This window comes from Sphingomonas sp. VDB2 (assembly GCF_047946695.1).
GTDB classification, from domain to species: Bacteria; Pseudomonadota; Alphaproteobacteria; order Sphingomonadales; family Sphingomonadaceae; genus Sphingobium; species Sphingobium bisphenolicum.
This window is the reverse complement of the sequence record NZ_CP159615.1, coordinates 1,793,975-1,812,753: the sequence shown is the minus strand read 5'-3', so window position 1 is coordinate 1,812,753 and position 18,779 is coordinate 1,793,975. Positions and strand designations below refer to the sequence as shown.

20 protein-coding genes are annotated in these 18,779 nt (G+C 63.6%); 13 read left to right on the top strand and 7 right to left on the bottom strand.

Annotated features, from left to right (window positions below; all coding sequences use genetic code 11):
• Positions 1 to 7 precede the first annotated feature (7 nt).
• Positions 8 to 2,113 carry a RelA/SpoT family protein gene (locus ABT375_RS08905; protein WP_416464800.1) on the bottom strand — a complete coding sequence of 702 codons (2,106 nt, stop codon included), beginning with the start codon at positions 2,111 to 2,113 and terminating at the stop codon, positions 8 to 10.
• Positions 2,114 to 2,225: 112 nt separating this feature from the next.
• Here ABT375_RS08905 and ABT375_RS08900 point away from each other — a divergent pair, with 112 nt between their 5' ends.
• The 3 genes from ABT375_RS08900 to ABT375_RS08890 all read left to right on the top strand — a co-directional run bounded on the left by ABT375_RS08900 (position 2,226) and on the right by ABT375_RS08890 (position 4,692).
• Positions 2,226 to 2,708, top strand: coding sequence for a winged helix-turn-helix transcriptional regulator (locus ABT375_RS08900; protein WP_416464799.1), 483 nt, complete (start codon positions 2,226 to 2,228; stop codon positions 2,706 to 2,708).
• Between the two features lie 80 nt (positions 2,709 to 2,788).
• Positions 2,789 to 3,895, top strand: a complete 1,107-nt coding sequence (locus ABT375_RS08895) for a sensor histidine kinase (RefSeq protein WP_390902396.1) — start codon at positions 2,789 to 2,791, stop codon at positions 3,893 to 3,895.
• Positions 3,892 to 4,692, top strand: a complete 801-nt coding sequence (locus ABT375_RS08890; protein ID WP_416464798.1) for a LytR/AlgR family response regulator transcription factor — start codon at positions 3,892 to 3,894, stop codon at positions 4,690 to 4,692. Before ABT375_RS08895 ends, ABT375_RS08890 begins: the two co-directional genes overlap by 4 nt.
• Before the next feature lie 84 nt (positions 4,693 to 4,776).
• Here the strand turns inward: ABT375_RS08890 and ABT375_RS08885 are convergent, their stop codons facing one another.
• The gene (locus tag ABT375_RS08885; RefSeq protein ID WP_416464797.1) at positions 4,777 to 5,193 is read right to left on the bottom strand and encodes a GtrA family protein; all 417 of its coding nucleotides are present in this window, start codon (positions 5,191 to 5,193) and stop codon (positions 4,777 to 4,779) included.
• Positions 5,194 to 5,238: 45 nt separating this feature from the next.
• Here ABT375_RS08885 and ABT375_RS08880 point away from each other — a divergent pair, with 45 nt between their 5' ends.
• The gene (locus tag ABT375_RS08880) at positions 5,239 to 7,164 is read left to right on the top strand and encodes a hypothetical protein (RefSeq protein ID WP_416464796.1); all 1,926 of its coding nucleotides are present in this window, start codon (positions 5,239 to 5,241) and stop codon (positions 7,162 to 7,164) included.
• Here the strand turns inward: ABT375_RS08880 and ABT375_RS08875 are convergent.
• Complete coding sequence (locus tag ABT375_RS08875) at positions 7,126 to 7,584, bottom strand: nucleoside deaminase (RefSeq protein WP_261936302.1); 459 nt, start codon at positions 7,582 to 7,584, stop codon at positions 7,126 to 7,128. The genes ABT375_RS08880 and ABT375_RS08875 overlap by 39 nt on opposite strands.
• A 54-nt stretch (positions 7,585 to 7,638) precedes the next feature.
• Positions 7,639 to 7,860: a hypothetical protein gene (locus ABT375_RS08870; RefSeq protein ID WP_224548676.1), complete on the bottom strand. Its 222-nt coding sequence runs from the start codon at positions 7,858 to 7,860 to the stop codon at positions 7,639 to 7,641.
• 166 nt (positions 7,861 to 8,026) lie between these two features.
• On the opposite strand from ABT375_RS08870, the gene rpmB reads away from it, so the two are divergent.
• Positions 8,027 to 8,320, top strand: a complete 294-nt coding sequence (rpmB, locus tag ABT375_RS08865) for a 50S ribosomal protein L28 (RefSeq protein WP_066604556.1) — start codon at positions 8,027 to 8,029, stop codon at positions 8,318 to 8,320.
• Between the two features lie 164 nt (positions 8,321 to 8,484).
• Here the strand turns inward: rpmB and ABT375_RS08860 are convergent, their stop codons facing one another.
• A complete protein-coding gene (locus ABT375_RS08860) occupies positions 8,485 to 9,477 on the bottom strand; it encodes an esterase-like activity of phytase family protein (RefSeq protein WP_416464795.1) in 993 nt (330 codons plus the stop codon).
• 188 nt (positions 9,478 to 9,665) lie between these two features.
• On the opposite strand from ABT375_RS08860, the gene ABT375_RS08855 reads away from it, so the two are divergent.
• The gene (locus ABT375_RS08855; protein ID WP_224548677.1) at positions 9,666 to 10,109 is read left to right on the top strand and encodes a glycine zipper 2TM domain-containing protein; all 444 of its coding nucleotides are present in this window, start codon (positions 9,666 to 9,668) and stop codon (positions 10,107 to 10,109) included.
• A 75-nt stretch (positions 10,110 to 10,184) separates the two neighbouring features.
• On the opposite strand, the gene ABT375_RS08850 is transcribed toward ABT375_RS08855, so the two are convergent.
• Positions 10,185 to 10,421 (bottom strand): hypothetical protein, encoded by a 237-nt coding sequence (locus tag ABT375_RS08850; protein ID WP_261936304.1) that lies wholly within the window; start codon positions 10,419 to 10,421, stop codon positions 10,185 to 10,187.
• A gap of 79 nt (positions 10,422 to 10,500) precedes the next feature.
• The gene (locus tag ABT375_RS08845) at positions 10,501 to 10,716 is read right to left on the bottom strand and encodes a circumsporozoite protein (protein WP_119747887.1); all 216 of its coding nucleotides are present in this window, start codon (positions 10,714 to 10,716) and stop codon (positions 10,501 to 10,503) included.
• 239 nt (positions 10,717 to 10,955) lie between these two features.
• Here ABT375_RS08845 and ABT375_RS08840 point away from each other — a divergent pair, with 239 nt between their 5' ends.
• The 7 genes from ABT375_RS08840 to ABT375_RS08810 all read left to right on the top strand — a co-directional run bounded on the left by ABT375_RS08840 (position 10,956) and on the right by ABT375_RS08810 (position 18,757).
• Positions 10,956 to 11,927 carry an ArsR/SmtB family transcription factor gene (locus ABT375_RS08840; protein ID WP_416464794.1) on the top strand — a complete coding sequence of 324 codons (972 nt, stop codon included), beginning with the start codon at positions 10,956 to 10,958 and terminating at the stop codon, positions 11,925 to 11,927.
• Positions 11,924 to 12,835, top strand: a complete 912-nt coding sequence (metF, locus tag ABT375_RS08835) for a methylenetetrahydrofolate reductase (protein ID WP_416464793.1) — start codon at positions 11,924 to 11,926, stop codon at positions 12,833 to 12,835. The genes ABT375_RS08840 and metF overlap by 4 nt, the downstream gene beginning before the upstream one ends.
• 118 nt (positions 12,836 to 12,953) lie before the next feature.
• Positions 12,954 to 14,000: a homocysteine S-methyltransferase family protein gene (locus ABT375_RS08830; protein WP_416464792.1), complete on the top strand. Its 1,047-nt coding sequence runs from the start codon at positions 12,954 to 12,956 to the stop codon at positions 13,998 to 14,000.
• An 87-nt stretch (positions 14,001 to 14,087) separates the two neighbouring features.
• A complete protein-coding gene (metH, locus tag ABT375_RS08825) occupies positions 14,088 to 16,688 on the top strand; it encodes a methionine synthase (protein WP_416464791.1) in 2,601 nt (866 codons plus the stop codon).
• Positions 16,689 to 16,796: 108 nt separating this feature from the next.
• Positions 16,797 to 17,231, top strand: a complete 435-nt coding sequence (locus ABT375_RS08820; RefSeq protein ID WP_416464790.1) for a DUF488 family protein — start codon at positions 16,797 to 16,799, stop codon at positions 17,229 to 17,231.
• Between the two features lie 122 nt (positions 17,232 to 17,353).
• A complete protein-coding gene (locus ABT375_RS08815; RefSeq protein ID WP_224548686.1) occupies positions 17,354 to 17,713 on the top strand; it encodes an argininosuccinate lyase in 360 nt (119 codons plus the stop codon).
• 105 nt (positions 17,714 to 17,818) lie between these two features.
• Positions 17,819 to 18,757 (top strand): right-handed parallel beta-helix repeat-containing protein, encoded by a 939-nt coding sequence (locus ABT375_RS08810; RefSeq protein ID WP_416464789.1) that lies wholly within the window; start codon positions 17,819 to 17,821, stop codon positions 18,755 to 18,757.
• The last annotated feature ends 22 nt before the right edge of the window (positions 18,758 to 18,779 follow it).

The following is an 18,779-nucleotide window of genomic DNA, read 5'->3' as shown; positions in this document are numbered from 1 at the left end:
TCACCCCCTAAACCCGATCCGCCTGCACCACGACATCGATCGCGCGCAGCGCCGACAAGATCCGGTTCAAATGCTGCGCGTCCGCCACTTCCAGGTCGATGATGTCGGTGTGGAAGGGGCCTTCGCGGTTTACCAGTTGCAGGTTCAAAATATTCGCCTTGGTCGCGCCGAAGACGTTGGCGACGGCGGCCAGCGCGCCGGGCTGGTTCTTGACGATGACGGAGAGGCGGGCGGTGCCGCCCTTCGACTTGCCGTCCCAGGCCAGGTCGATCCAGTCGTCGTCCTGCTCCACCTCCAGCGACCGGCAGTCGATGGTATGGACTTCGATCGGTTCCCCGGTGCGGCGCACGCCGACGATGCGATCGCCGGGGACGGGATGGCAGCAATCGCCCAGATTATAGGCGATGCCCGGCGTCAGGCCGCGGATCGAGACGGGTTCGTGCTGGCGGGGATGCGCCTCCTCCATGCCCTGCGCGCTGGTGGAGCCGGGCATCAGCGCCTCCATCACTTCGGAATCGAGCAGGCGATGGGTGGCGATCGCGACCATCAGCGACGCGCGATCGTCCAGCTTCAGCCGCTTGAGCGCGGCGGTCAGCGCCTTGTCGCCCAGTTCCTTGGCCAGGTCGGGGGAGAAGCGACCGACGATTTCCTCATAAAGCTTCTCGCCGAGCTGGATTTCCTCGCCGCGCTGCTTCTGGCGGATATAGCGGCGGATCGCGGCGCGCGCCTTGCCGGTGATGGCGAAGGTGAGCCAGCCAGGTTGCGGCTCCTGCCCTTCGGATTTCAGGATTTCGACCTGATCGCCATTTTCGAGGCTGGTGCGCAACGGTACGACGCGGCCATTGACCTTCGCGCCGACGGTCTGGTTGCCGAGCGAGGTGTGGACGGCATAGGCGAAGTCGACCGGGGTCGATCCCTTGGGCATCTGGTGCAGTTCGCCCTTGGGCGAGAAGGCGAAGATGCGGTCCTGATACATCGCCATGCGGGTATGTTCGAGCAGTTCGTCGGCGTCGTGGCTCTGCTCCAGTATCTCGACGAGGTCGCGCAGCCAGGCGGCGTGATGATCGGCGGCGTCGCCCTTCTGCTTATAGGCCCAGTGCGCTGCGAGACCGAGTTCCGCGTCATTGTGCATGTCGCGACTGCGAATCTGCACCTCGATCCGGGCATTGTCCTGATGGATGACGGTGGTGTGCAGCGACTGGTAGCCGTTGCGCTTGGGGGTGGAGATATAATCCTTGAACCGCCCCGGCACCATCTTGAACGTCTGGTGGATGATGCCCAGCGCGCGGTAGCAATCCTCATGGCTGTCGGTGATGACGCGGAAGGCCATGACGTCGGTCAGCTGTTCGAAGCTGATATGCCGTTCCTGCATCTTCTTCCAGATGGAGAAAGGGTGTTTTTCGCGACCCGACACGCTGACCGACATGCCCTTGCCGCTGAGCAGCAGTTGCAGTTCCGCGCCGATCCGGTCGACCTTGTCATGGCCGCCTTCCTTCAGTTGTTCCAGCCGCCTGGTGATGCTGGCATAGGCTTCCGGCTCGATCTCGCGGAAGGCGAGCAGTTGCATCTCGCGCATGAAGTCGTACATGCCGATCCGCTCGGCCAGCGGGGCGTAGATGTCCATCGTCTCGCGCGCGATGCGGCGGCGCTTGTCGGGATTTTTGATGAAGTGCAGCGTGCGCATATTGTGCAGCCGGTCGGCGAGCTTGACCAGCAGCACGCGGATATCGTCCGACATGGCGAGCAGGAACTTGCGGAGATTTTCCGCGGCCCGCTCATTTTCGCTCATCGCCTCGATCTTCGACAGCTTTGTCACGCCATCGACCATGCGGGCGACATCCTTGCCGAAGGCGCCCTCTATTTCCTCGTAGGTGACCAGCGTATCCTCGATCGTGTCGTGCAGCAGCGCGGTCACGATCGTCTGGTCGTCGAGGTTGAAGTCGGTCAATATGCCCGCCACCTCGATCGGATGGCTGAAATAGGGATCGCCGCTGGCACGCTTTTGCGAGCCATGTTTCTGGACCGAAAAGACATAGGCGCGGTTGATCATCGCTTCGTCCGCATCCGGATCGTAGCGCTTTACCCGTTCGACAAGTTCATACTGGCGTAGCATCGTTTCCCGATTGTGTTGGAAGACCCTTGTCGTGCAACAAAAAAATCCCATCTTGCACGAATAAGGCGGCGATTTTGCAACGCCTGCGGCTTTGCGCTATGCGTGATGATATATGAAACATAATCTGGCCCAGGATCTGGAACAATGTGCGCTGCCCAGCGCGCTGGAGATGATGGGGGAGCGCTGGTCCTTTCTCATCCTGCGCGGCGCATTGTCGGGCATCCGCCATTTCGAGGAGTTTCAGTCGACGCTGGGCATCGCCCGCAACATCCTGGCCAACCGGTTGTCCCGGCTGGTCGAGAACGGCATATTGGTGCGCCAGCCGATGCAGTGCGACCGGCGCAAGGTCGAATATCGGCTGACCGAAAAGGGGCAGGGGCTGGCCCCCGCGATGATCGCGCTGCGCCAGTGGGGCGAGCGATGGGGCTGCGGCACACCGGCGTGCCAGGTGCTGGCGGACAAGCGCGACGGCCAGCCGATCCGCCCGATCGGCATATTGGCGCATGACGGCCGCACCCTGGATCTGTCGGACCTGGTCTGGCTATGCACCGACGAGGTGACGCCGATGACCGAAGAGCCGGCCGCAGCGGCCTGATCCCCGTCCTTCCGGAACCGGGCTCGCCGAAACCGGCTTTGACCGGCGGCCCAAATCGCTTAAGCCTGCACGCAATGTCCGTGACCGTGCCCCGCATCAAGCCTCAGCCCTTTTTCGCTGACAAGAACCGCGCCTTCTGGAACCTGCAGTCGCTCGGATGGGCCGGCGCGTTCCTGCTGCGCGGCTCGTCCACCATCGCCAATGGCCAACCGCTGTCCAGCCTGGTGCCGGTGCTGATTTCCACCGTCTCGGGCTATTCGGTGACGCTGCTGATCGCGGTGATGTTCCGGTTCCTGTTGAAGCGCCGACCGATCGTGACCTGGGGCGTGTCGATCGTGACCGTGGTCAGCGCCGCGGCGCTGGTCGCCTTCATCGACGCCTGGGTCTTTTCGACGCAGAACCGGGGTAGCGAGACGGCGGGGTTGCAGCTTTTCCTGGGCGCCTTCTACCTGTCGATGACGCTGCTGGGCGCCTGGTCGGCGCTCTATTATGCGATCAATTTCTACCTGACGGTGGAGGAGCAGGCGGACCAGTTGCTGCGGCTGGAAAATCAGGCGGCCAATGCGCAACTGGCGATGCTGCGTTACCAGCTCAATCCGCATTTCCTGTTCAATACGCTCAACTCCATATCGACGCTGGTTCTGCTCAAGCAGACCGACCGGGCCAATGCGATGCTGTCGCGGCTCTCCTCCTTCCTGCGCTACACGCTGATTAACGAGCCGACGGCGCAGGTGACGATCGAGCAGGAGATCGAGACGCTGAAACTCTATCTGGAGATCGAGAAGATGCGGTTCGAGGAGCGGTTGCGCCCGTCCTTCACCATCGATCCGGCGGTGGCGCAGGCGCGCTTGCCCTCGCTGCTGCTCCAGCCGCTGGTCGAGAACGCGATCAAATATGCGGTGACGCCCAAGGAGGAGGGGGCCGAAATCGCCGTCAGCGCGCAGCCTGCCGGGGATAATGTCCGGATCGTCGTATCGGACAGCGGACCGGGATTGAACGAAAGCGGAATGAGGCCGCACATCCCCATGAGCGAGGGGACCGGGATCGGCCTGCCGAACATCCGGGACCGGTTAATTCAGGCCTTCGGGGAACGACAGAGCTTCGAAACGCGTTCCACGCCGGGCGGATTTTCGGTCATCATCGAAATTCCGCTTAACATGGATGAAACATCGAAAGTGGCCGCATGACCATCAGAACAATCCTCGTCGATGACGAAAGCCTGGCCATTCAAGGGCTTCAGCTACGTCTGCAAGCGCATGAGGATGTCGACATTATCGAAACCTGCACCAACGGCCGCGAAGCTATTCGCGCGATCAAGACGCATAAACCCGACCTTGTGTTCCTTGATATCCAGATGCCCGGTTTCGACGGCTTTTCCGTCGTCCAGGGTTTGATGGAAGTCGAACCGCCGCTGGTCATCTTCTGCACGGCCTATAGCGACCATGCGATCCGCGCATTCGAGGCGCAGGCGGTCGATTATCTGATGAAGCCGGTGGACGAAGGCCGTCTGGCCGATGCGCTCGACCGGGTGCGCCAGCGGCTCACCGAAAAGCGGCAGGTGCAGGAGATCGAGAAGCTGCGCGAAGTGCTGGCCGAGGTTGCGCCCCAGGCGATGACCGATTTCGCCGCCGACGACGACGCACCCGCGTCCAACCAATTCGAAAAGCTCATCAACATCAAGGATCGCGGCCAGATTTTCCGGGTGGACGTCGATTCGATCGAGCGGATCGATGCGGCGGGCGACTATATGTGCATCTATACCGCCGATAACTCGCTGATCCTCCGCGAGACGATGAAGGATCTGGAAAAGCGGCTCGATCCGCGCAATTTCCAACGGGTGCATCGTTCGACCATCGTGAATTTGTCGCAGGTGCGGCAGGTGAAGCCGCACACCAACGGCGAATGTTTCCTGGTGCTGGAAAGCGGCGCGCAGGTGAAGGTCAGCCGCTCCTATCGCGACGTGGTGGCGCGCTTCGTGCATTGATTTTGGCAGAACGTGTCGCTGTGCGGGCACGCTAGGCGCCTTGCCTGACCTGGGTTCCCGCCTGCGCGGGAGCACGGCGATACCTTATTTGAACACCCACTGCCGGTTCAGCCCGAACATCACCGCAGGCGTCACGAAGATCATCGCCGGTATGGGCGACCATTCGGGCCAGCTCATGTAAGTGACGCACAGGAAGACCCATAGCGCGTTCAGCGCATAGCTGATGAGCGACACCGTCACGAACTTCACGCCGCGCGCCGCGTGGTTCGCTTCGCCGCCATGGCCGCGGAAGGTGAAGAGGCTGTGGCTGACATAGCCGATGGCGACGGCGGCGAGATAGCCGATGAAATTGGCGGCCTGAGGGTGCAGCCCGGCCAGCGCCGCGAGGCACCAGTAGATCGCGGCCTGGCAGGCGGTGACGAACAGGCCGGTCACGCCGTAGCGGACGATCTGCCAGAACAGGGCGCCATGCTCTGCATAAAGTCGTGACAGATATTTCATGGCTCGCCCCGTTGCGCTTTGAGGCGGACGCTCTAATCCACGCGCATGACCTTGCCTAGCGTCCAAACCCTGCGCGCCCATCCCCTCTATGCCCGCGCCCGGCATTGGGCGCCGATCCTGACCGCTTACGCCCAGCGGCACTGGAAATGGCTGACCGTGCTGATCTGGATCGTGATCGCGGTCATAATGGTCGCGACCCGCTGGCCCGCCATCCACTGGCTGGTGCTGAGCGATACCGATGACAATATCCGCTATGTGCAGGTGAAGGATTGGCTGGCGGGCCAAGGCTGGTATGACCTGCGCCAATATCGGCTCGATCCGCCGGGCGGGGCGAATATCCACTGGTCGCGGCTGGTCGATATCCCGATCGCGGGCCTGATCCTGTTCTTCCGCGCCTTTGTCGATCTGGGGCTGGCCGACCGGCTGGCCTGCGGCATTGCGCCACTGTTGCCGCTGCTGCTGCTGATGCTGAGCCTGGGGTTCATCGGGCGGCGGCTGGCCGGGCCGAACGGCTGGCTCCTCGCCGTGCTGGCGCCGCTGGCTGCGCAGATGGGGCTGGGCATGTATGCGCCGATGCGCATCGATCATCATGGCTGGCAACTGGCGCTGGCGGTGACGATGCTGGCAGGCGTCATCGACACCAACAGGCTGCGGGGCGGGGTGATGGCGGGGGTCAGCAGCGCGCTGTCGATCGCCATCGGCATGGAGATGATCGTCTATCTGGCGGCGGGCGGCGGCCTTATAGCGCTGCGCTGGGTGTTCCGGCCGGGGGCGGAGCGGCGGATGCTGCCCTATGCGCTGAGCCTGGGCGGGGCGACGTCGCTCTGCTATCTGCTGTTCGCCAGCTACGCTAATCGCGCCATGGTCTGCGACGCGCTGTCGCCGATCTGGGTCGCGGTGTTCGGGGCGGCGTCGGCGGGCATGGTGCTGCTGTCCTTGGCGCCGTTGCGCGGCTGGGCAGTGCGGCTGGCCGCGGGTGCCGTGGTGGGCGGCGCGGTTGGCCTCTTCTTCTGGCTCAACTGGCCGCAATGCCTGTCCCCCTATCAGATTTCGCCCGAGCTGGAGCGGCTGTGGCTGGCCAATATCCGCGAGGCCAAGCCGATCACGGCGCAGGCGCAGAGCATGGTGGTGCCGTTGCTGGCGATCCCGCTGGCGGGCCTTATCGGCCTGGTCTGGGCGCTTTGGGAATCGCGCCGCGACGGCGAGCGGCTCTGGGCCTGGGCCACGGTGGGGCTGATGATGGTTTTTTCCACCGCCTTGCTCTTCTGGCAGCTACGCGCCGGGCCGGCGGCGCAATTACTGGCGATCCCGCCTGCTGCCTGGGCTGCGCACCGGCTGATCGGCATGATCCTGACGGGATCGCGTCGGGTGAAGATTGCGGCCGGAACGGGGGTGGCGCTGCTCGCGGTCATCGCCTGCGCCTATCCGCTCTATCCGCAGGTGGTGACATTCTATCAGGAAGCGACAGGCACGAAGCCCAAGCCATGGCGTCCGTCCGCCGTCGCCCGCACCGCGGCGATCAAGAAGGCGAACGGACGTTGCCGCACCCTGCCGGCGCTGGAGATATTGGACCAGCTGCCGCCCGCGACGATCTTCACCATGGTCGATCTGGGGCCGCGGCTGATCGCGACCACCCATCATAGCGCGCTGGCCGGCCCCTATCATCGCAACGGAGCGACGATCCTGGACATGCACCATGCCTATGACGGCCCAGCCGAGGCTTTCCGCCCGATCGCGGCGAAGCATCATGCGACCCATCTGCTGGTCTGCCCCAATTTCCCCGAAGGCACGATCTACCAGTCGCGCAGTCCGAGCGGCTTCTATGCCGGGTTGATGCGTGGGACGATTCCCCGCTGGCTGGTGCCGGTCGCGCTCAAGTCGGGCATGACCCTGCCCTATCAACTCTATCGCATCGATTATGGGGCGGGACGTTCAGCGCCGGGCGGCAAAAAAGTCCCGCAGCAGCGCTGAGGCTTCGGCTTCGGCCAGGCCGCCATAGACGTCCGGCCGATGCAGGCATTGCGGCTGGGTGAAGAGGCGCGGCCCTTGCTCGATCGCGCCGCCCTTGGGATCACCGACCGCATAATAGAGCCGCGCGATGCGGGCGTGCGAAATGGCGCCCGCGCACATCGGGCAAGGCTCCAGCGTGACCCACAGGTCGCAGCCGGTCAGGCGGAAGTCGTTCAGATGGGTCGCCGCCGCGCGCATGGCGACGATTTCGGCATGGGCGGTGGGATCATTGTCGCGGCGGTTGCGGTTCTGGCCCTCGCCGATGATCGCGCCATCCTTCGTCACGACTGCGCCGATGGGCACTTCGCCCGCCGCCTGCGCCAGCCTGGCGAGGTCGAGCGCGCGGCGCATCGGGGCGGGAAGCGGGAAGGGCGGGGCCATAAGCCCCGCCGTTACAGGATTGCGGCGCTTTACGAAAGGCGCGCCAAAAGCGGCCTAGGGCTTCTTGACCGCGACGGTGGGCACTTCGACCGTTTCGTTGCGCGTGCCGACTTCCACCTTGGCGACGTTCGCCTCATATTTGGGCAGCGCGCCCTGCTTGACCGCGATTTCGGGCAGGCGGCCCTCGCTGGTCTTTTGCAGATCGATGAATCCGGTTGCTATCCCGACGCCGACCACGATAAGCGCGATCAGCAACAGTCCGCCGATGAAACGCATAATTCCTCCTCTATCCGATTGCAGGGAAGAACGCGGCGTCGGGCAAAATGGTTGCGCAAGCGCCACGATCGGCACGGCCAAATTCATGCGCGTGGTTGACGCTGGCCGCGAATCTGTTTATCGGCGCGGCTTTCCGAACGAACCCGAATTCAAAGGTTGATTGACTATGTCGCGCATTTGCGAGCTGACCGGCAAGGGTCGCCAGGTGGGTCACAATGTTTCCCACGCCAATAACAAGACCAAGCGCGTGTTCCTGCCGAACCTGCAGAACGTGTCGCTGATCTCCGAAACCCTGGAAACCAGCGTCAAGCTGCGTGTGTCGACCCATGGTCTGCGTTCGGTCGAACATAATGGCGGCCTGGACAACTGGCTGGTCAAGACCAGCGACGACAAGCTGTCGCTGAAGGCCCGTCGCCTGAAGCGCGACATCGTCAAGAAGAAGGCTGCCGTCGCAGCCTGATTCCCGCGATTCGTTTCGGCATAAGGAGCGGCCCCTCACCGGGCCGCTTTTTTGCGTTGGGGTTGAGCGCTGGTGGATTTAGGCATTGTGTGTTCCCGCGCAGGCGGGAACCCAGATCGGCGGTGGGACTGGGTTCCCGCCTGCGCGGGAACACGCTGTCCATGCTATTTGCCTTCCGTCATCCCGAATTTCAGCAGCAGGGTGCGCTGGAAAAATTCGTGATTGTCGTCGGAGACGATCCAGATGATCGGGCGGCCGCCTTCCTGGCTGACGGCAATCCCTTCGAAATTATCGGCCAGCAGCGGCGGGGCCAGCCGGGCCAGGGTGCGCGCCTTGAGGTCCATGCCCGGCGCCAGCTTTTCAGGCAGGTCCACGATCGCGATGGTGGCGGTGAAAAGCTGTTCCATCGTCAGGCGGCGGTTGAGTACCAGCAGGTGGCGGGCGTCCAGCGCGACCGCATCAGTCGGGCGATAACCGCGCGGCGGGGTGTAGCGCAAGTGGATGGGGGCGGGGGTGTCCCTCTCCGCGGGGTCGCCGGCGAATAACAGGCTGTCGTGCCGTCCGTCGGGCGTCATCCCCATCTCGCCGATCGCCAGGAAACGGCCGTCGGGCAGGCGGGCGAGCAATTCGACCGACCCGGTCTTGGGCCAGGCAAGGATTTCGGGCCAGGTCCGGCACGCCTCCACCCGCGCGAAGCCGGGGGCATAGCGGCAGATCGCCTGTTGCAGTTCGAAGCCCACCCAATAGCGGCCGCTGACCGGATCACGGGTCATCGATTCCGAATCCCAGGCCCACCAGGGGCGATGACGATCCTGCGCACGGATCGGCAAGGGGGCGATGAAGGGGTGGCCTTCGCCTTCGCCGGGGCCGATGTGGAAACCCATCAATATGCCGGAGTCGCTGAGGCCCAGCATATCGCCTGCCGGTGACACCAGCAGGGAGGACAGGCCGCCGAAGCCGGGATTGGCGCTTTTCAGCTCCCAGCCGCCGAGATAGGCGAGCGCGCCCACATGATCGAGCGTCGGATCGATGCTGCTGAGCGGCAAGGCGCGCGCCGTCACCAGCAGCGCCCCGGCCGTCACTGTTTCCGGTTTGCCCATGTGCGGGGCCGGCAGCAGCAGGACGGCAAGGGCAAGGACGATCAGGATTCGCTGCATCGCGCCTGCCATAGGGCATAATCCGGCAGGACGCAGCAGGGCTGTGACAGGCCGTGTCCATCTGAACGGGGGCTGTCACCCCCATTCAGGCTTGGCTCAAGCCGACTCATGCATACAGACGTCAATCGAAGGGCAATCCCGTGTTTTTCATGCGACCGCCCAAGAGGATGGTATTGAGGAGCAACGCCATGAAGATGCAATTTCTTGTGAATATGGGAGCCGCTCTGGCGATGGGCGCTGCCTCCCTCGCGGCCGTGACGGCCACCCCGGCGATGGCGCGCGATCATTATTATTCGCGCGGCTATGATCGTGGCGATTATTATCGCGGCGGGTATGACCGCGGCTATCGCGGTTACGACCGTGGCGACCGCTATTATCGCGGATATAATCGCGGCTATCGCGGCGACGGCTATTATCGCAACAGCTATCGCGGTGGTTATCGCGGCGGCTATCGCTGCCGGGACAATGGCACGGGCGGCACCATCATCGGTGCGATCGCCGGTGGCCTGCTCGGTAACGAAGTCGGCAAGGGTTCGGGCCGCTACGGCCGTCGCGGCGACGGCACCACGGGCGCCATCATCGGGGCGGGCGTGGGTGCGCTGGCCGGCCGGGCGATCGATCGCAACTGCTAACGCGCTTGCGCATGCAAAAAATGGGAAGGGCCGTCCTGCGAGGGGCGGCTCTTTCTGCATGTCTGGGGTCGATTATCAGGGCGGCGGCGAGGGCGCCGTGCGGTTTCGGTCCGCGCGCGCGGCCGCCACAGCGGCGGGGTTGAGGCCGGGATCGGCGCTCTGCGCCGCGCCGGTCCGCGCATCGAGCCTGGCGGCCGCTTCATTGAGCGCCTTTGCCTCGCCAGCGCTCACGCCGCCGACGCCATCTTCCGAGCCGGAGCCGCAAGCGGCCAGCGCGAATGCGAGCGCAAGGGAGAAGAGGATACGGATCATGGACGGCGCTCCAAAGAAAAGGGCCGCGCCGTTGCCGGTGCGACCCCCTTCATCAATTCAAGACCCGAACGGGACCTGATTACATCGCGTTCGCGACGTTGTTGGTCGCGTTCGACGCAGCGTTCGCGGCATTGTCGGCAGCGTTCAGCGCGGCGTTCATGGCGTTGTCGGCAGCGTTCGACGCGTTCTCGGCCGAGTTGGCGGCGTTGTTGGCGGCGTTTTCGGCACCGCCCGAGCAAGCAGCCAGGCCGAGCGAAGCGGCGAGAACGAGCGAAAGAGCAATCGACTTGGTCATGGGCACAAACCCCTCTCTGAGAAAAACAAAATGCAGACCACTCTCGGAGAAAAGCTCACCCCCCATTGCGCCTGCGCGCCGATTCGTAATGCTTTGGGCACAGCAAGGCAATCCCATTCATGCGGGGGAAAGGTCGGATGCGCGCCATTTTGCCGCTTCCTGGCCGAAAAATCCTTAGAAAAATGCCTGATCAAACGACCGCATTGACGTATATAAAGATTTCTTTATATGATGCTGCCATGCACGCGGCACTCGATATTTTCCGGGCACTTGGCGACCCGACGCGCTTGCGCATCATCCATCTGCTGCGGGCGATGGAGCTGGCGGTGGGCGAGATTGCGCAGGTCGTGGGGCAGAGCCAGCCGCGCGTGTCCCGCCATGTGCGCATCCTGGCGGAAGCGGGGCTGGTAGAGCGGCGCAAGGAAGGCAATTGGGTGTTTTTGCGGCTGGGCAAGGCTACGTCGGTGGTCCCGTTCCTGGCCCTGTTCGATCGGCTCGACCCGTCGGAGGGCGAGATATTGTGGCAGGCGGCGGACCTGGCGCGGCTGGCCGCGGTGCGGGCCGACCGGGCGCAGGCGGCGGAAAGCTATTTTGCCGAACATGCGGAGGAATGGGACGCGATCCGATCGCTGCATGTCGCCGAAGCCGAAGTGGAGGCGGCGATGACCGCGCTGCTGGGCCGCGAACCGATCGGTCATCTGCTCGATATCGGCACCGGCACCGGGCGGATGATCGCATTGTTCGGCGAGGCCGCGCAGCAGGTGACCGCGCTCGATCGCAGCCCGGACATGCTGCGACTGGCCCGTGCCAAACTGCCGCAGGATGCGGGCGATAAATATGCGCTGCTGCTGGGCGATTTTTCCGCCCTGCCGCTGGATTCGGGCAGTGCCGACACGGTGGTGCTGCATCAGGTGCTCCATTATGCGCAGGCGCCCGAACTGGTGATCGCCGAAGCCGCGCGCGTGACGGCGCAGAATGGCCGGGTGCTGATCGCCGATTTCGCGGCGCATGAACGGGAAGAGCTGCGGCTGCGCGACCAGCATGCGCGGCTGGGCTTTTCCGACGAACAGATCGAAAGCTGGTTCGCGCAGGCGGGTCTGGCGCTGGAGCGGGTGGAGACATTGCCCGGCCAGGAATTGACGGTGCAATTGTGGCTGGGACGGCGCGCAAGCGCGCAGGTGCTGCCCATCGAAGGACGGATTTCCGCATGACCCTGAATGATCCCGTGGCACCGCTCTATGCCGATCTGGCCGGCGACGCGCGCGTCAGCTTCGAATTCTTCCCGCCCAAGACGGAGAAGATGGAAGCGCAGCTCTGGTCCGCGATCGAGACCTTGGCCCCACTGGCGCCCAAATTCGTGTCCGTCACCTATGGCGCGGGCGGCTCCACCCGCGAGCGCACCCATAATACGGTCGCCCGCATCGCCAAGGAAACACCGCTGGCCGCCGCCGCGCATTTGACCTGCGTAGCGGCGAGCAAGGATGAAATTGGCGAGATCGCCGACGCCTATTGGGAGGCGGGCGTGCGCCATATCGTCGCGTTGCGCGGCGATCCGCCGGAAGTCGGTGGCGCGTTCGAGCCGCATCTGGACGGGTATAAGGGCGCGGCCGAGCTGGTCGCAGGGCTGATGAAGCGGCATCCGTTCGAGATTTCGGTGTCGGCTTATCCCGAAGTCCACCCGGAGGCAGCGAGCGCGCAGAGCGATCTCGACAATCTCAAGCGCAAGCTGGATGCTGGCGCGACCCGCGCGATCACGCAATTCTTCTTCTCGCCCGAAGCCTATTTCCGCTTCCTCGACAAAACGGCGGCGGCGGGCATCACGGCCGACATCGTGCCGGGCATCATGCCGGTCAGCAATTTCGCCGCGACGCAGCGGATGGCCGCCATGTGCAACACGCAGGTGCCTAGCTGGATGGCGCGGCTCTTCGAAGGGCTGGACGATCATCCGGCCTCGCGTCAACTGGTGTCGGCGACGATCGCGGCGGAACTGTGCCGCAGCCTTTACGCCGGCGGCGTGCGCGACTTTCATTTCTATACGCTCAACCGGGCGGAACTCAGCTTTGCGATCTGCCATCTGCTTGGGCTTAGGGCCAAGGCGAGCACGGAAGAGATGGCGTGACCTATTCTTTTCCGTTCGCCCTGAGCTTGTCTAAGGGCTTCACCGACCGCACGGAGGTATCTTCGCCTCCGCTCAGACAAGGGCTTCGACTTCGCTCAGCCCGAACGGAGTTTTTAGTATGAACGCCGAAGCACAATTGCGCGCCCTGGCGGCGGACAAGATCCTGATCTTCGACGGCGGCTATGGCACGTCGATCCAGAAACATGGGCTGACCGAGGCCGACTATCGCGGCGACCTCGACCTGGCGAAGGACCAGAAGGGCAATAACGACCTGCTGTGCCTGACCCGGCCGGACATCGTGGAGGGCATCCATGCCGCCTATCTGGCCGCTGGCGCGGACATGATCGAGACGAATACCTTCAGCTCGACCAAGATCGCCATGGCCGATTATGGCTGCGAACATCTGGTGTGGGACATCAATATCGCGGCGGCCAAGCTGGCCCGCAGCGCGTGCGAGAAGGCGACGGCGGCGGACGGCAAGCCGCGCTTCGTGTGCGGCTCCATCGGGCCGACGAACAAGACGCTGTCGATCTCGCCCGACGTGAACGATCCCGCCTATCGCGAGGTGGACTACGACACGCTCAAGGCCGATTATCGCGAACAATGCGAGGCTTTGATCGCGGGGGGCGTGGATTTCCTGCTGGTCGAAACCTGCTTCGATACGCTCAACGCCAAGGCGGCGGGCATGGCCGCGCGCGAGGCGGAGGAAGCGGCGGGCCGATCGGTGCCGCTGATGCTCAGCTTCACCATCACCGATATGTCGGGCCGCAACCTGTCGGGCCACACGATCAACGCCTTCTGGTATTCGCTGCGGCATCTCAAGCCGCTGACCATCGGGGTGAATTGCGCGTTCGGCGCGGATTTGCTGCGGCCTTATCTCAGCGAATTGTCGAAGAACGCTGACACGCTGATCCTGGCCTATCCCAACGCCGGCCTGCCCAACGAATTGGGGCAATATGACGAACTGCCCGAAACCACCGCGCGGCTGATCCGCGACTGGGTGGATGAGGGGCTGGTCAATATGGTCGGTGGCTGCTGTGGCACGACGCCCGCGCATATCGGCGCGGTGGCTAAGGCGCTGGAAGGGCACAAGCCGCGCTTGGTGCCGGAACTGGAGGTCGTGACGCGGCTTGCGGGGCTGGAGCCGATGCATATCGCCGCCTGAACCCAACCGCCGTTCGTGTCGAGCGTAGTCGAGACACGGGCGCGAATGCTTCTCGACTTCGCTCGAAGCGAACGGACCCTTTGAAACATGACCCAGAAAACCACCGCCACCTTCGTCAATATCGGTGAACGCACCAACGTCACCGGCTCTGCCAAATTCAAGAAGCTGATCATGGCAGGCGACTATGCCGCCGCGATCGACATCGCGCGCGAGCAGGTGGAGAATGGCGCGCAGATCGTCGACGTCAACATGGACGAGGGGCTGCTCGACGCGGTCGAGGCGATGACGACGTTCCTCAAGCTCATGACGTCGGAACCGGACATCAGCCGCGTGCCGGTGATGATCGACTCTTCCAAATGGGATGTGATCGAGGCGGGCCTGAAATGCGTATCCGGCAAGCCGATCGTCAATTCGATCAGCATGAAGGAGGGCGAGGAAGCCTTTCTGTTCCATGCCCGCAAATGCATGGCCTATGGCGCGGCGGCGGTCATCATGGCGTTCGACGAAACCGGCCAGGCGGATACCAAAGAGCGCAAGGTCGAGATTTGCGAGCGCGCCTACAAGCTGTTGATGACGATCGGCTTTCCGCCCGAAGACATCATCTTCGATCCCAATATCTTCGCCGTGGCGACGGGGATCGAGGAGCATAACAACTACGGTGTCGACTTCATCGAGGCGTGCCGGGAGATCAAGCAGCGCTGCCCGCATGTCCATATTTCGGGCGGCCTGTCCAACTTCTCCTTTTCCTTCCGCGGCAACGAACCGGTGCGCCGGGCGATGCACAGCGTGTTCCTGTACCACGCCATCCCTGCCGGGCTGGACATGGCGATCGTCAATGCGGGCCAGCTCGACGTCTATGACACGATCGACCCGGCGCTGCGCAAGGCGTGCGAGGACGTGCTGCTGAACAGCGATCCCGACGCGGGGGAGCGGCTGGTCACGCTGGCCGAAAGCTATCGCGGCAAGGATGCGGCGACCGAAAAGGCGGCGCAGGAATGGCGCGGCTGGCCGGTCGCCAAGCGGCTGGAACATGCGCTGGTCAAGGGCATCGACATGTATGTGGTCGAGGATACGGAGGAAGCCCGCCTCGTCGCCGCCAAGCCGATCGAAGTGATCGAAGGGCCGCTGATGGACGGCATGAACGTGGTCGGCGACCTGTTCGGCGCGGGCAAGATGTTCCTGCCCCAGGTGGTGAAATCCGCCCGCGTCATGAAGAAGGCGGTCGCGCATCTGCTGCCCTTTATCGAGGCCGCCAAGGAACCCGGCGCCAAGGGCAAGGGCAAGATCATCATGGCGACGGTCAAGGGCGACGTCCATGATATCGGTAAGAATATCGTCGGCGTCGTGCTGCAATGCAACGGCTTCGACGTGGTCGACATGGGCGTGATGGTGCCGTGGCAGGACATCCTCAAGGCCGCGAACGACCATGACGCCGACATGATCGGCCTGTCCGGCCTCATCACCCCCTCGCTCGACGAGATGGTGACGGTGGCGCAGGAAATGCAGCGCGCGAACATGGTGATGCCGCTGTTGATCGGCGGGGCGACGACATCGCGCGTGCATACCGCGCTGCGGATCGATCCGGCCTTTACCGGCCCGGTCGTCCATGTGCTGGACGCCAGCCGCGCGGTGGGCGTGGCGACGGCGCTGGTGTCCGAAACGCAGAAGGACGCCTTCGTCGCCAAGACCAAGGATGATTATGAGCATGTCCGCGTCGCCCGCGCGAACAAGGGGCAAAGCGCGCTCGTCAGCATCGAGGATGCCCGCGCCAACAGCTTCGAGATCGACGAGAGCCTCAAGGCGCCGCGGCCGCGCCTGCCCGGCGTGCATCGCTTCCCGAACTGGGATTTGGCCGATCTCGTCCCCTATATCGACTGGACGCCCTTTTTCCGCGCGTGGGAACTGGCGGGCAATTATCCCGCGATCCTGACCGACGCGGTGGTGGGCGAAAGCGCGTCCAGCCTGTTCGCCGATGCGCAGGCGATGCTAGACAAGATCGTCAAGGATAAATGGCTGACCGCGCGCGGTGTGGCGGGCCTGTGGCCCTGCCGTCGCGAGGGCGACGATATCATCGTCCATGTCGAGGATGAAAAGCATGTCACCCTGCCGATGCTGCGCCAGCAGATCCAGAAGCGGGAAGGGCGCGCGAACATGTGCCTGGCCGACTTCGTCAGTCCTGACGGCGACTGGATGGGCGGGTTCGCCGTGTCGATCCACGGCATCGAACCGCATCTGGCGCGCTTCAAGAACGCGATCGATGACTATTCGGACATTCTTTTGAAGGCGCTGGCCGATCGTCTGGCCGAAGCCTTTGCCGAGCGGCTGCATCATTATGTCCGCACGGCGCTGTGGGGTTATGCCGAGGGCGAACAGTTGACCAACGAAGCGCTGATCAAGGAGCAATATCGCGGCATCCGCCCGGCGCCCGGCTATCCCGCCTGCCCGGAACATAGTCTTAAGCCGATCCTGTTCGACATGCTCGACGCGCATCATGCGACCGGCGCGACGCTCACGGAAAGTTTTGCGATGCTGCCGACGGCAGCGGTCAGCGGCTTCTATTTCGGCCATGCGCAGGCGGAATATTTCGGCGTGGCGCGGGTCGGGCGGGATCAGTTGGAGGATTATGCGGCGCGGCGCGGCATCGATCTGGAGACGGCGGAACGCTATTTGCGGCCGAATCTGGACTGATCTCCCTTGCATAATCCCCCTCCCTTCCATGGAGGGGAGGATAAGGGGCATCGTCGCCGCGACGGCATAAGGGCTGGCGCTCCGCCACCCGCACCCTATCTTCATTCAATGAAAATCTTCACCATCGGCTATGAGGGCGTGACCCAACCCGAACTGGTCGCCGCGCTGCAAGCGGCCGGCGTGCGCCTGCTGGCGGATGTGCGGGCGGTGCCCCTGTCGCGTCGCCCCGGCTTTTCCAAGAATATCCTCGCCGCCGGGTTACGGGATGCGGGGATCGACTATGTCGGGCTGAAGGCGCTGGGGACGCCGGCCGAAGGGCGGGAGGCAGCGCGCAAGCACCAGCATACGCGGCTGGCCGGCATCTATGCGCGCCAGCTCGACCTGCCCGAAGCGATCGTGCAGGCCGAGCAATTGAAGGAGATGGCGGCGGAAACGCCCACCGCCTTGCTCTGCTTCGAACGCGATCCATCGGGGTGTCACCGATCGCTGCTGATCGATGCGGTTATGCCGGATGCGGAGCGGATCGATCTCTTCCCCGGCTGACACCGAGGCGGGCGGGATTTCCATAATTCAGGTTAAGTCTATCGGAATCCATCTATTCTTGTCGGCAAGAATATGATTATGTCCATGCCGAACCGGCAATTTGCCGGATCGGGGGGACATTCATGAAAGCGATTGCCGTTATTCTGGGCGCCTGCGCCCTGTCTTTTGCCGTGCCTGCCTTCGCCGGTGATCAGGACTTTACGCTGTTCAACAAGACCGGCTACGATATTTCCGAAGTCTATGTCTCGCCGGCCAAGTCCAAGAACTGGGGCGACGACGTGATGGAGGACGAAGTGCTGGAGGACGCGCACTCCGTGCCGATCACCTTCAAGGCCAAGAACGCCATCTGCAACTATGACCTGAAGGTCATTTTCACCGACGGCGACGAAGCCTATTGGACCAATTTCGACCTCTGCACGATCAGCAAGATCCAGATTTTCTGGAACCAGAAGACGCAGAAGGCGACGGCCAAGTGGGAATGACGCGGCGTTAACCCGGAGAACCGCTTCCGTCCCGCGATGGGGCATTTTTTCGTTAACCCTATCCGTGCGTTGGCGCATGGGGGCGGGCGCTGTAGGCCTGTCGCCATGCGCATCCTGTCCACGACTCTGCTGCTGTCCGCAGCCATCACCGCGACCGCCTTTGCCCAGGGCGGGGGCGCGCCCTTCTCCGTGGCGGAAACCGGTCGCGCCTACGGCCGGCTGGGCGATGCGCTGGCGTCTATCGGTGACGGACAGGGCACGGTCGTGGTGGCGCCGGGCACCTATCGCCAATGCGCGGTGCAGCAGGGTGGCGACGTCACCATTCGCGCAGCGACGCCGGGCACGGTGATCTTCGACGGCGTGCCGTGCGAGGGGAAGGGCGCCTTCGTCCTGCGCGGCCGGTCCAGTACGGTCGACGGCATCATCTTCCAGAATATCCGCGTGCCCGACGGCAATGGCGCGGGCATCCGCCTGGAGAGCGGCAACCTGACCGTCCGCAACAGCCTGTTCCGCAACAGCGAGGAAGGCATATTGACCGGCGATCATGACGGCGGGCAGGTGGTCATCGACAAGTCGACCTTCCGCAAGCTGGGCCGCTGCGATCGCGATCTCGACTGCGCGCATGGCATCTATATCGGCCGGCTGGCCAGCCTGAGCGTCACCAACAGCCGCTTCGACCAGGGCGATGGCGGCCATTATCTCAAGACCCGCACCGCCCGCGTCAGCATCAGCGGCAACAGCTTCGACGATAGCGGCGGGCACCTCACCAATTATATGATCGACCTGTCCAATGGTGCGACCGGCACCATCACCGGCAATGAAATGGTGCAGGGCAAGGACAAGGATAATTGGTCCGCCTTCATCACCGTGGCTCCGGAAGGGCGTGAACATTCGAGCGCCGGACTGGTGATTGAAGGGAACAAGGCGGGCTTCGTGCCGGGCGTGGATCGAAACTCGACCTTCGTCGCCAACTTTACCGATGATGCCGTGCGGATCGGCGCGAACGAATTGGCGCCGTCGATGAAGGTCGAGGATCGGCGCTGACTTGGGTGCGGCGTCGTGGTAG